Consider the following 12389-nt stretch of genomic DNA (forward strand, 5'->3'; position numbering starts at 1 on the left):
GCCCCGTCCCCTCCGACCCCGACCACGCGATGGTCCGGGTCGTCGACGGCCTGTTCCGCACCCTGGACAAGCTGGAGCTGGCCGTGGCCGTGCACCGGCTGTTCGCCGAAGACCCGATCAGCCTCCGTACGCTCGCCCACAAGATGCTGGTCGAGCGGGACGCGCTCTCCCAGGCCCAGCGCACCGCCGAGGAACGCGTCCTGCACTGGCTGCGCTCGTCGGAGTCGGCCCCGGTCACGGGCCACATGTTCCGGCTGACGGAGTGGCTCGGCGCGGCCGCCACCGAGGAGCAGCTCATCGGCGCCGACCCGGCCCACCCGGTGATGGTGCCCTCGCTGCGCACCCCGCTGTGGCGCGTGCTGGTGACGCTCATGCCCGACCGCAGGCTGCAGGACGGCTGGCTCGTCGTGGGCGACATCCACGGCCTGCAGGCCCGCACCCGCCAGCTGCTGGCCTCGGCCCCACCCGACGCCGACATGGTGGAGCTCATGGCGGAGCTGGGCATCCGCGCCCACTCGGCCAAGGCGTGGCTCGACGCCCTGCCGCCGGAGGCCGCGCCCGAGCGTTCGGCCGCGCAGTCGTCACCGGCCCAGCCGCTGCCCCGCCGTACGCCGGGGGCCAACGGCCACCACCACCGCGGCGGCCAGCCGATCCCGCCGGCCCCGGCCGGGGCGATCGACCCGTCGGCCGCGCTGGCCACGCTGTCAGCGCTGTCGGGCGGGCGTTCGCCGATGCTGCACGTGGCGGGCACGCCGTCCACGCCTCCCCCGCCGCTGCCGAGCCCGTCGTCCGACCCGCGCCGCTGGCAGCGCATCGAGGTCACCCCCGAGCACCTGCGGGGCGGCCCGGTGCCGGTCCCCGAGGGGTACGCCGCGCAGCTCGGCATGCGGCCCGGCACCCTGCTGTCGGTGACGGGCCCGGGCGACAACGCGATCGTCCTGGTCTGGCAGGGCCAGCAGCCGGTCTTCGACTCGCTGCAGCCGGTGCTCATGCGCCTCAACGCCCGCCCCGGCGACCAGGTCTACGTCACGGTCGACGGCTACCGCCTGGAGGCCCAGCTGACCGGCTGAGCCCGGTCAGGCGTCGAAGAGGCGCAGGCGGTGGGCGGTGGCGGCGGCCTCGCCCCGGGTGGCGACGCCCAGCTTGGCGAGGATGTTGGAGACGTGCACGCTCACCGTCTTGGCCGAGATGAACAGCCGTCCGGCGATCTCGCGGTTGCTGCGCCCGGCCGCCACCTCGCGGAGCACCTCCAGCTCACGGGCCGTCAGCCCGAGCGGCTGGCCGTCGGCCGGCTCGTCGGAGCCGCCGATCCTGGCCCGCCGCGCGAACACGTCGAGCCGTTCCAGCAGCGGCGTCGCGCCCAGCTCGCCGGCGAGGTCGCGGGACCGCGCCAGCCGCGCCGCCGCCTCCTGCCGGTCGCCGGCCGCGAGGGCCGCCTGCGCCGCGCCTGCCTGGCACTGCGCCTCCGCGTACGGCTGCCGCAGCGCCGCCCACGCCCCGGCGGCGAGGTCCCACGCCTTGACCTGCCAGGCGGCCGGATCGGCGGCGGCCTCCTCGGGCGCGTCAGGACCGGCCAGCGCGGTGAACGTGAGCCGATGCGCCTGCTGCAGATCGCCGTCCACGTCCGTCACCGGCGCCAGCGCCCGCGCCCGCCGCAGCAGGGCCACGGCCACCGAGGCGGGCGCCTCCCGCCCGCCGAGCACGGCTTCCAGGGCCTGCGCGTACGGAAGGGCGTCCCAGACCAGCTCGGCGCACGCGACCAGCACCGGCCAGCCGTAACGGGAGTTGGCGGTCACGTCGTGCTCGTCGAGGATCCGCCCCGCCGCCTCCACCGCCTCGGCCGACCGGCCGCGCGCCTTCAGCAGCCGGACACTCCTGCACAGATGCGGCAACACGGCCTGGTCCCGGTGCGCGCCGCGGGACAACACGCTGCGCGACGACGCGAGCAGCTCCTCCGCCCGGTCGTACTGCCCCCGCGCCAGCGCGATGTCGAAGGCGAAGCCCTGCAGGCTCGCCCGGTAGGGCGCGGGCGGCGCGAGGGAGATCGCCTGCTCGATCACCCGCAGCGCCTCGTCCCAGCGCCCGAGCGACACCAGCGGCTCGGCCAGGTTGATCGACAGGAACGTGCCGGACGTGCGGGCCAGCCCGTAGCGGGCGGCCTCCTCGACGCCCTCGCGCGCCACCTGCGCGGCCCGCTCGTGCCGGCCGGCGCCTTCGAGCGCGTCCGACTCGGAGATCGCGCAGCGCATCAGAGCGCCGTACGCCTCCACGGGCGCGGCGATGCGGCGCGCCTCGGCGTACGCCCGCAGATCCTCCATCCCGCCGTAGCGCGTGGGGGAACAGGCCATGTTGATCAGGGCGTGGGCCTCGACGTTGGCGTCGCCTACCTCGTGGGCGATCTCCATGGCGAGCCGGGCCGTGGCGATCTTCTCCGGCAGGTCCTCCGGCCGGTGGAGCATGCGCGACAGGCTCTCCAGCACCTGGCCGCGCAGCCTGGGCTGGTCCGCGGGGACGAGCGCGGCGGCCCTGCGCAGGTCGTCGAGGAAGCCGGGCCGGCCGAGGTCGTAGCGGGCCATGCCCCGCATGCGCAGCACCTGCGCCGCCCTGACCGGGTCGGTGTCGGCGTCGATCTCGTCCAGGGCGGCGCCGGCCAGGGCGACGCTGCGCTCGTACTCGCCGGCGAGGTGGGCGACCTTGGCCGTCTGCCGGAGCACGTCGATCCGGCCTGCGTCGATGCGCTCGGCGGCGTCCGGCACGCGGTCCCACAGCTCCAGCACCCTGGACAACATCCTGAGCTGCTCGTCGTAGGCGGTGGACTTGCGCGCGACGGCGGCCGCCCGCCAGGCGCTGACCAGCGCCCAGGTGGAGTCGTGGGCGCTGTGCCAGTGGTGGGCCAGCTCGACGGCGCCGCGCGGGGCGGGCAGGATCGACAGGTCGCGTTCCAGCGCCTCGGCGTAGCGGGTGTGCAGGCGGGTGTGCTCGCCGGGCAGCAGGTCGTCGTGGAGCGCCTCGCGGATGAGCGCGTGGCGGAAGGAGTAGCCCTCGCCGTCGACGACCAGCACGTTACCGGCCACGGCGGGCCGCAGCGCGTGGGTCAGCGCGCCCTCGTCGAGCCCGGCGACGGCGCTGAGCAGGGCGTGCTCGATGCGCTGGCCGCCGGCGCTGGCCACCCGCAGCAGCTCCTGCGTCTCGCCGGGCAGCCGCTCGACGCTGGCGAGCAGCAGGTCGCGCAGCGACTCGGGCAGCGCCTCGGCGCCGTCGGCCTCGTTGACCAGCGCCTCGACGAACAGCGGGTTGCCCTCGCTGCGCATGTAGATCAGGTCCATGTCGGCGCGGGCCGGCTCGTGCCGCAGGATGCCGGCGGCCAGGGCGTCCGCCTCCTCGCGGGTGAGCCTGGGCAGGGCGAGCCTGCTCACCCACTCGACCCGGCTCAGCTCCGCGACCAGCGGCCGCAGCGGGTGGCTGCGGTGCAGCTCGTCGGTACGGTACGTCACCACGACCAGCAGCCGCGCCGCCGTGGGCTGGTAGCGGACGAGGAACGACAGCAGGTCGCGGGTGGACCGGTCGGCCCAGTGGGCATCCTCCACCACGAGCACCACGGGACGTTCGTCGGCCAGCCGCTCCAGCAGCCCGAGCACCTGCTCGAACAGCCGGGCCCGCGCGTCGGCCCCGTCACGCCCCGGCTCCCCGAACTCCGGCAGCAGCCGCCCCAGCGCCCGCGCGTCGCCGCCCGGCACGAGCGCCGCGACGCCGTCGTGGCCCAGCTCGCGCACGAGCCCGCGCAGCACGGCCGTGAACGGCGCGAACGGCAGGCCCTCGGTGCCCAGCTCCAGACAGCCGCCGACCAGGACGAGCGCGTCACCGGCCCGGTCGGTGAACTCCTTGATCAGCCGCGTCTTCCCGACACCCGCCTCGCCGCCGACGAGCACGGTGGACGACGCTCCGGCACGGGCCCGGCCGAGGGCGTCACCGAGGGCGGCCAGCTCGCGGGCACGGCCGACGAACAGGGGACTCACGGCATGGATCGTCACCCGTCCAGCATGCCATCCCATACCGACACGAACGCGCTCTAACCACCCGTGATCTCCTGCGTTACGCGGCATCGCATGGCCGCAAGATCCGGTCAGTCGTCGGCGTGAACCGTGGAGGTGCCCGCCGCGCCGGGCGCCTCCACGGCCACTCTCCTGGCCCGTGCCCGCTCACCGGGCCGTTCCGGCACCCGGGCCATGGCCAGCTTGAGAACCGGCGGCGCCATCAGCGACGTCACGATGGCGACCAGGATGATGACGGTGTAGGTCACGGTGTTCAGCACACCGAGCCGCAGCCCCACCATCGCCACGATCACCTCGATGACGCCCCTGGCGTTCATGCCGGCGCCCAGTGCCAAGGCCTCCCAGTGCGACATGCGGCTGGCCAACGCGCCGATGTAGGCTCCGGCGAACTTGCCGAGGATCGCGATGAGCAGGACCCCGATCGCCAGCAGCAGGACCGAGGGATCCCTCAGCGCGGTCAGGTCCATCCGCAGGCCCGCGGTGGCGAAGAAGACGGGGGCCAGCACGGCGAGGACGAAGGTGCGTACGGGAGCCAGTCGTGCCGGGTCGAAGCTCGGCGTGGAACCGATGAGGATGCCGCAGACGAAGGCCCCGAAGACCGCCTCCAGGCCCATGGCGTGGGTCGTCGCGGCCAAGGCGAGCAGGAGGACCACCACGGCCGCCACGAGCGTCCCTTGGGAGGGGGACCTCGAAGCGACTCTGATCACGGCCGCGACGACCCTCCGGCCGACCACGGCGGCCAGCACGAGGAAGACCACCAGCAGGAGCAGGGAACGGGCGACGTCGCCCGCCCGCAGGCCGGTGGTCGCCATCGCGGACACGACGGACAACAGGAGCCAGCCGAACACGTCGTCGACCATGCCCGCCGCGAGCGTCAGCTGACCTACCTCGCGGTGCAGCAGGTTCATGTCCATCAGCGTCTTGGCGATCACCGGGATGGCGCTGACGCACATGGCCGCCCCGAGGAACAGGGCGAACACGGTCCGGTCGGCGCCGGGCCCGATGAGGGTGGCGGGCAAGGCGAGCCCTGCCGCGACGCCCAGCAGAAGTGGCACGACGAGCCCCGCCACACTGACCTTGGCCGCGGTGGCCACCCTCCTCCTGACCAGGGACAGATCCATGCTCATCCCGGTGATCCCGACCATCAGCAGGACGGCGAACTGCCCCACGGCGTCCAGCAGATGGAACTGCGCCGTCTCCTTCGGCAGAAGCCATGCCGCGAGGCCGGGCGCGAGATGGTCGAGAACGGACGGGCCGAGAAGCACGCCCGCGCCCAGTTCTCCGACGAGCGCGGGCATGCCGAACCGGGTGGCCAGTCTCCCGAGCACGAGAGCGAGCAGAAGCAGCAATCCGAGCTGAAGCAGCAAGACCAGCAGGACGTCTGCGGCGATCGGCGGCACGGGCTGGACAGATGGCACGGCTGCACCCCCCGTTCGGTCAGTCGTCGAAGGAGATGTCCAGGCTGAAGTCGGCCGTGATGAGGTCCGCCAGGCCGGAGAGCAGGGTGGAGAAGTCCTCATGCGGGGCCTGGACCTGGTTGGGGTCGATGAGCTCCTGCGCCTCCGCCCAGTACTCCTCCTTGTGCTTGTTCTTGTCGTAGAAGAAGCGCACGAAGGCCAGGATCGACGAGAGGAACTCCCGGTAGCGGGCCTCGTAGATGTCGAGCACCTTCGCTTCCGACTCCGGGCGCCGCAATGCCTCCTCCACGGCCTTCGACACCGACCGCGCACCGCGCATGGCCAGCGTGACCCCGGTGGAGAACAGCGGATCGATGAACGCGGCGGCGTCGCCCACCAGCACCCATCCGGGGCCGTGGAAGTCGGTGCAGGTGTAGGACCAGTCGCGGATGGTCCGGTACGCGCTCACCTCTTCCGCGCTCGCCATGAGCTTGCGGATCTCGACGGACGCCTCACGTTCCCGGGCGAAGAGCTGCTCCGGTGTGAGGCCGGACTCCTTCAGGTCGCTGGTGCGGGTCACGTACCCGACGCTGACCGTGCCGTCGCTGAGCGGGATGAACCAGAACCAGCCGTCGGGCCGATGCTCAATGAGGATGTCGCCGGCCTTGTTGCCCTCCAGCAAGGTGTGCCCCTGGAAGTAGCTCCAGACGGCAACGTTGCGCAGGTCCTCGTGCCACTCCACGAGCCCGAGCTGGCGGGCCAGCACCCGGCCCTGCCCGGAGGCGTCCACGACGATGGATGCCTTGACACGCTCCACTTCGTCCTTGCCCTTGCGGGTGAAAGCCACCCCGGTGGCCCGATCACCCTCGAACTCGACCTGCTTGACCGTGGCCTCTTCGACGACCTGGGCTCCGAGCTCGCGGGCGCGGGTGGCCAGCAGGGAGTCGAAGTCGGCACGACGCACCTGGTACGAGTACTCGTAGACGGTCCCGTCCGCGAACCTGAACTCCCACGTCCCCTCGTCCTTGCCCCAGAGGAGGGTGCCGCCGTACTTCTTGGTGAACGCCATCGCCTCCAGCCGGTCGGTCAGGCCGAGGTCCTTGACGACGGGCAGGCAGCCGGGGATCAGTGACTCCCCGATGTGGTAACGCGGGAACTTCTCCCGCTCGATCACCAAGACCTGATAGCCGGCCTCGGCGAGCAGCGCGGCCGTCGACGAACCCGCCGGACCGGCTCCGATCACCACGACGTCCACGGTCCTGTCGGGTGTCTGCTCCATGGCTTCTCCTTGTCTGCGAGTGGGGCTGGCGTGATCCTCCGCCGTGCCGCTGGACGGTCGCTCGAAGCACGCTCGTGCCCCGCCCCATCGAGCAGGCTTCGAGCAGAGGTCGAGGTGATCCGCCAAACATTCCTTGGACAGCACGCCTCGCGTTGAGCAGCGGAGGTCCGCGGCAGCTGACGACAAGGAGAAGAACATGACCACGTTCACCCAGGACGACCTCGTGAGGATCCTCCGCGAGGCGGCCGGCGAGAGCGCGGAGATCATCGGCCGCGAGGAGATCGGCGAGATCGAGTTCTCGGCGCTGGGTTATGACTCGCTCGCGCTGCTGGAGACGGCGGCGCGGATCGAGCGGGAGTACGGGATCACACTGGCCGACGACACGTTCCTGGCCGCCAGGACCCCGCGGGAACTCATCGAGCTGGTCACCTCGTGTCTGGCGGGCAGCCGATGAGCGACTGGCGCATGTGCCCCGGCTGCCGCCACCTGGTGTACGGCCGGAAGATCGACCGGAACCTCGGCGTGTGTCCCGAATGCGGGCACCATTTCCCGCTGACGGCGACGGAGCGCCTGATCCAGCTCCTCGACGAGGACAGTGCTGAGCTGCTGCCCGCGGCCGTCGTGGCGGAGGACCCACTGGGGTTCGCCGACAGCGTGCCGTATCCGGAACGGCTGGCCAGGGCGCGCGAACACACCGGACTGGACGAGGCGGTGGTCTGTGCGGTCGGGAGGCTGGAGGGGCTACCACTGGCGGTCGCCGTCATGGACTTCCGCTTCCTCGGCGGCAGCCTGGGCGCCGGCGTCGGCGAGATGATCACCAGGATCGCCGAGAAGGCGCTGCGCGAGCACCTGCCCCTGCTGATCGTGACGGCGTCCGGCGGGGCCCGCATGCAGGAGGGCCCGATCTCGCTCATGCAGATGGCGAAGACCAGCCAGGCCATCGGCCAGGTGCAGCAGGCCGGGCTGCTGACCGTCTCGCTCATCACCGATCCCACGTACGGCGGGGTGGCGGCCTCGTTCGCTACCCTGGCCGACGTCATCGTTTGCGAGCCGGCGGCGAGGCTGGGGTTCGCCGGTCGGCGGGTGGTCGAGCAGACCATCCGCGAAAGGTTGCCGGCGGAGTTCCAGACCGCCGAGTTCCTCCTCGAGCGCGGGATGATCGACATGATCAGGCGGCGTTCGGAGCTGCGGCCCACGCTCGCGCGGGTCCTGTCCGCCGGCACCAGGGAGCCCGCGGTTCCGTCGCTGCCGCCGGCGCGAGTGCGTGACGTCCTCGTGGAAGAACCGCGGCTGCTCCCTGCCGGCGACAGCTGGGAGGTCGTACGGCGCGCCAGGGACATCCAGCGCCCCAACACGCTCGACTACCTCCGTCTCGCCCTGGACGACTTCGACGAGTTGCACGGCGACCGCATGACGGCAGACTGCCCGGCCGTGGTGGGCGGCCTGGGAAGGCTGGAGGGCCTCCCGCTGATGGTCATCGGCCAGCAGAAGGGGCACGATGCCACCGAGCTGGCCAAGCGGAACTACGGCATGCCGAGCCCGGCCGGCTACCGCAAGGCGGCACGGCTGCTCCGCCTCGCCGACCGCCTGGGCCTGCCGGTGCTGACCCTGGTCGACACGCCGGGAGCCTATCCCGGCAGCAGCGCCGAGGAGAACGGGCAGGCCGGGGCCATCGCGGAGAACCTGCGGCTGCTCGCCGGGCTGTCCGTGCCGGTGGTGTGCGTCATCACCGGGGAGGGCGGCAGCGGAGGCGCCCTCGCGCTCGCTCTGGCCGATCGGGTGTTCATCCTGGAGAACGCCGTCTACTCCGTCATCTCACCGGAGGGCTGCGCGGCGATCCTGTGGAACGACCCGGCCGCCGCGCCCGCCGCGGCGGCCTCGCTCCGGCTGGAGCCGCGTTCCCTGCTCGAACTCGGCGTCGTCGACGGAGTGATCAGGGAGCCCGCGGGCGGCGCCGGCGCCGATCACGTGCAGGCCGCGGAACGGCTGCGCGCGGTCGTGACGCCCGCCCTGCGGGAGTTGCAGACGCTGGCCGAGTCCGACCTGGTGAGCAGAAGGCACGAACGCTACCGCTCCTTCGGCGCCGGAAGGGAGGTGCTCGTGCCGTGAGCGGAAACGACCGACCGCACGAGAGCACCCTGGAGTCGGTACGGGACAGCGCCGCGCTCCTGCTGTCCCAGGTGGCCAGGCCGCCGAGCCTGCTGCGCCTGGAGGCCGGGGAGGTGGTCATCGAGCTGCGCTGGGATCCACCGGCGGCCGGTACCGAACGTCCGCAGGATGCTCCGAGGCCGGAGCCGGACGCGGCTGAGACGCCTATCGGACCGGCTCTCGTCCGCTCCCCCACCGTCGGTGTCTTCTACCACGCCCCCGAGCCCGGCAACCCCCCCTTCGTCACAGAGGGCTCCCTGGTCGAGCCCGGCCAGCAGGTCGGCATCGTCGAGGCGATGAAGATGATGATCCCGGTCCGGGCCGAGCAGCACGGCCGGGTGCTCGCCGTGCTGAAAGGCGACGGCGAGCAGGTGGAGTACGCCGAGGGGCTGATGAGCCTGGAAGTGATGGACTAGCCGTGTTCACCAAGGTGCTGATCGCCAACCGTGGCGAGATCGCGGTACGCGTCGCGCGCGCCTGCCGCGAGCTGGGCGCCGCCGTCGTGGCCGTCTATTCGGACGAGGACCGCGATTCGGCCGTCGTCCGGCTGGCCGACGAGGCGGTGCGCATCGGCCCCGGGCCGGCCAGGCGGAGTTACCTCTACATGCCGGCCATCATCGAGGCCGCTCTTCGTACCGGGGCGGACGCGCTCCATCCCGGCTACGGCTTCCTGTCCGAGGATCCGGATCTGGCCCAGGTCTGCCAGGACAACGGCATCGTCTTCGTCGGTCCGCCGCCCCACGTGATGGAGTGTCTGGGCGACAAGGTCTCCGCCAGGCGGCTGATGGCCGCGACGGGCCTGCCGCTGCTGCCGGGCACCCTCGAGCCGGTGCGCGACGCGAAGGAGGCCGCCCGGCTCGCCGCCGAGATCGGGTTCCCGCTGATTCTGAAAGCCGCCGCGGGCGGTGGCGGCCGCGGCATGCGGGTGGTCCGCGAAGAGCGTGATCTCGCGCAGGCGTTCAGCACGACGAGGGCCACAGGGCAAGCCCTGTTCGGCGACCCCCGCCTGTACGCCGAGCGTTACCTGCACCGCGCCCGCCATGTGGAGGTGCAGATCGTGGCCGACCGCCACGGCAACATCGTGCAACTCGGCCTGCGTGACTGCTCGGTGCAGCGCCGCCACCAGAAACTGGTCGAGGAGAGCCCGGCGCCCGGTCTTCCGGACGATGTCGTGGCGGAGATGAGCGCGTGCGCCGTACGCGGCGCGCGGGCGGCGGGATACGTGGGCGCGGGGACGTTCGAGTTCCTCGTCGATCCGGACGACGGCCGGTTCTACTTCATGGAGGTCAACAGCCGCATCCAGGTGGAGCACCCGGTCACCGAGATGGTCACCGGCGTGGACCTGGTCCAGGAGCAGCTCAGGATCGCCTGGGGCCTGCCGCTCAGCATGAAGCAGGAGGACGTCGCACCCCGCGGCTGTGCCATCGAGACCCGGATCAACGCGGAGGATCCGGCACGCGGCTTCGTTCCCGCGCCGGGGGTGCTGGAGGAGTTCACGGCGCCGGGCGGTCCTTTCGTCCGCGTCGACACCCACGCCTACCCGGGCTACCGGATTCCCGCCGCCTACGACCCGCTCGTGGCCAAGCTGATCGTCTGGGGTCCCGACCGGGAGCAGGCGCTCGCCCGCATGAAACGGGCGCTCGGTGAGCTGCGCACGAGCGGGCCTCGCGTCACGACGACCGCCGGGTTCCTGACGCGCTTGATGGACGATCCGGCGTTCAGGGCAGCGACCCACACGACGTCCCTGGTCGAGGAGATGGAGAGACATGAGTGACCCCCGATTCGTCTTCGGTTACGGCAGCAGCGGCTTCGGTGAGCACACCGTGGAGGACGCGCTGGCGGTGCTGGCCGATCTGGGCTACCGGGCCGTCAACCTGACGCTGGACCGCCGCCACCTCGATCCGTACGCCGACGACTTGCAGAGCAGGCTGTTCCAGCTCAGCAAGAGCCTGGACAGGCTGGGCCTGGAGGTGACGGTCGAGGCCGGCGGGCGTTACCTGCTCGACCCGCGACGCCCCCACTTCCCCGGGCTGGCCTCGGCCATCGGCTCGGAGCGCCGGGTGGACCTGCTGCGCCGTGCCGTGCGCGTCGCCGCCGACCTCGGTGCCGAGGTGCTCTCCTTCTCCAGCGGCCCCGCGTCGCCCGCCATGCCGGACGAGCTGGTCTGGGAGCAGCTCGTCGCAGGCGTGGCCGCCGTCGCCGAGGAGGCCGCCCGGCGCGACGTGATCCTCGGTTTCGAACCGGTACCCGGCATGTACATCGACACCCTGGACGAGTTCGACGAGCTCAGCCGGCGCATGGGAGACCCGGAGATCCTCGGCCTGACACTGGACCTCGGCCACTGCCGGTGCCTGGAATCGGGTCCCGTACCCGAGTGCGTACGCCGGACGGCGCACCGGCTGGTGCACGTCCAGGTCGACGACACCCTTCGGGGTGTACATGAGCACCTGGAGTTCGGCCACGGGGACATCGACTTCCCCGCGGCACTGGGTGCGCTCACCGAGGTGGGCTACGAGCGGCACGTGGCCGTCGACCTGCCGCGGCACGGGCACGCGGCGCCTGATGTGGCCAAGCGCTCGTTCAGGTTCCTGCGGGAGGCCGCGCAGATGTCCGCCTACAACTGCTGGTGAGGCGACTCGTCTCACGCCGCCGACCGACGATCCCCCTTCTCTGGAGGAGACATGACCCCATCCATTCCCCAGCGTTTCACCGGGAAGATCGTGCTCGTCACAGGGGCGGGCACGGATTTCGGCGCCGCCATCGCCGTACGTGCGGCCGAGGAGGGAGCGGACGTCATCGTCCACTACCGCTCCTCACAAGCGGGCGCGGAAGAGACCGCGCGCCGCGTCAAGGACCTCGGGCGGACGGCGCACCTGGTACGCGCGGACGTCTCCGAGGGCGCGCAGATCAGGCGGATGGCGGAGGAGGTCTGGGACCGTTTCGGCCGTCTTGACGTGCTCGTGAACAACGCCGGCGAGGCGGCCCGCGAGCAGAACTCCTGGCGTGAGCTGACTGAGGAGTCCGTCGACTACGTCCTGGCGGTCGACGTCAAGGGCACCCTGCTGGCCACGCACGAATTCGGCGCCCGCATGCTGGAACAACAGGGCGGCGGCGCGATCGTGAACATCGGCTCGACCGTGGTGGTCCGCGGGAGCGCGCGCGTACCGCAGTACGCCGCCGCGAAGTACGGGGTGATCGGGGTGACCAAGTCCTATGCCCACGCCTTCGCGCCCCGGGTCCGGGTCAACACCTTCGCCCCCGGTTTCATCGAGACCGAATCCACGCTGAGGCGCGAGGACTGGCGGAACGGGCACGGCGACAGGTTGCGTCAGGTCACTCCCCTAGGCCACATCCCCGGGCCGGCAGAGCTGGCCCCGGCCGCGCTCTTCCTCGCGAGCGCCGACGCCGGCCACATCACGGGTGCCTTCCTCACCGCCGATGGCGGCTTCAACATGACCGGCGCCTAGCCCGCCCGTCCTGCTCTCCCCGTACGACCGAGAGGATGGGGAGAGC

Annotated in this window: 9 protein-coding genes and 1 pseudogene; 7 read left to right on the forward strand and 3 right to left on the reverse strand. The window is 71.9% G+C overall.

Features of this window, described 5'->3' with window-relative positions; genetic code table 11:
- Nucleotides 1-1070: pseudogene (locus C1J01_RS49815) on the forward strand (hypothetical protein); the annotation flags it as partial.
- Between the two features lie 6 nt (nucleotides 1071-1076).
- On the opposite strand, the gene C1J01_RS53465 reads toward C1J01_RS49815, so the two are convergent.
- The 3 genes from C1J01_RS53465 to C1J01_RS14130 all read right to left on the reverse strand — a co-directional run bounded on the left by C1J01_RS53465 (nucleotide 1077) and on the right by C1J01_RS14130 (nucleotide 6728).
- Entirely contained in the window at nucleotides 1077-4016 is a 2940-nt protein-coding gene (locus tag C1J01_RS53465) for a helix-turn-helix transcriptional regulator (RefSeq protein ID WP_328589632.1), read from the reverse strand.
- A gap of 107 nt (nucleotides 4017-4123) precedes the next feature.
- A complete protein-coding gene (locus C1J01_RS14125; RefSeq protein ID WP_235854435.1) occupies nucleotides 4124-5470 on the reverse strand; it encodes a cation:proton antiporter in 1347 nt (448 codons plus the stop codon).
- Nucleotides 5471-5489: 19 nt separating this feature from the next.
- Complete coding sequence (locus C1J01_RS14130) at nucleotides 5490-6728, reverse strand: NAD(P)/FAD-dependent oxidoreductase (protein WP_111179417.1); 1239 nt, start codon at nucleotides 6726-6728, stop codon at nucleotides 5490-5492.
- A 196-nt stretch (nucleotides 6729-6924) separates the two neighbouring features.
- Here C1J01_RS14130 and C1J01_RS14135 point away from each other — a divergent pair, with 196 nt between their 5' ends.
- Genes C1J01_RS14135 through C1J01_RS14160 form a run of 6 tightly spaced genes read left to right on the forward strand, consistent with a single transcriptional unit; the run spans nucleotide 6925 to nucleotide 12343 of the window.
- Entirely contained in the window at nucleotides 6925-7182 is a 258-nt protein-coding gene (locus C1J01_RS14135) for an acyl carrier protein (protein ID WP_111179418.1), read from the forward strand.
- On the forward strand, nucleotides 7179-8837 hold the full coding sequence (gene accA / locus C1J01_RS14140) for an acetyl-CoA carboxylase carboxyl transferase subunit alpha (protein WP_111179419.1): 1659 nt from the start codon (nucleotides 7179-7181) through the stop codon (nucleotides 8835-8837). Before C1J01_RS14135 ends, accA begins: the two co-directional genes overlap by 4 nt.
- On the forward strand, nucleotides 8834-9292 hold the full coding sequence (locus C1J01_RS14145; RefSeq protein WP_220039909.1) for an acetyl-CoA carboxylase biotin carboxyl carrier protein: 459 nt from the start codon (nucleotides 8834-8836) through the stop codon (nucleotides 9290-9292). Before accA ends, C1J01_RS14145 begins: the two co-directional genes overlap by 4 nt.
- Before the next feature lie 2 nt (nucleotides 9293-9294).
- A complete protein-coding gene (locus tag C1J01_RS14150) occupies nucleotides 9295-10650 on the forward strand; it encodes an acetyl-CoA carboxylase biotin carboxylase subunit (protein ID WP_111179420.1) in 1356 nt (451 codons plus the stop codon).
- A complete protein-coding gene (locus C1J01_RS14155; RefSeq protein WP_111179421.1) occupies nucleotides 10643-11506 on the forward strand; it encodes a sugar phosphate isomerase/epimerase family protein in 864 nt (287 codons plus the stop codon). The genes C1J01_RS14150 and C1J01_RS14155 overlap by 8 nt, the downstream gene beginning before the upstream one ends.
- Nucleotides 11507-11557: 51 nt before the next feature.
- Nucleotides 11558-12343 carry an SDR family NAD(P)-dependent oxidoreductase gene (locus C1J01_RS14160; RefSeq protein WP_111179422.1) on the forward strand — a complete coding sequence of 262 codons (786 nt, stop codon included), beginning with the start codon at nucleotides 11558-11560 and terminating at the stop codon, nucleotides 12341-12343.
- Nucleotides 12344-12389: the final 46 nt, after the last annotated feature.

The sequence above is a fragment of the Nonomuraea aridisoli genome, from assembly GCF_003236395.1.
GTDB lineage: Bacteria > Actinomycetota > Actinomycetes > Streptosporangiales > Streptosporangiaceae > Nonomuraea > Nonomuraea aridisoli.

Excerpts from the sequence above, each read along its gene's own strand:
- C1J01_RS14130 (WP_111179417.1), bottom strand. The coding sequence starts at position 6,728 with ATGGAGCAGACACCCGACAGGACCGTGGACGTCGTGGTGATCGGAGCC.
- accA (WP_111179419.1), top strand. The coding sequence starts at position 7,179 with ATGAGCGACTGGCGCATGTGCCCCGGCTGCCGCCACCTGGTGTACGGC.
- C1J01_RS14160 (WP_111179422.1), top strand. The coding sequence starts at position 11,558 with ATGACCCCATCCATTCCCCAGCGTTTCACCGGGAAGATCGTGCTCGTC.
- C1J01_RS14135 (WP_111179418.1), top strand. The coding sequence starts at position 6,925 with ATGACCACGTTCACCCAGGACGACCTCGTGAGGATCCTCCGCGAGGCG.
- C1J01_RS14155 (WP_111179421.1), top strand. The coding sequence starts at position 10,643 with ATGAGTGACCCCCGATTCGTCTTCGGTTACGGCAGCAGCGGCTTCGGT.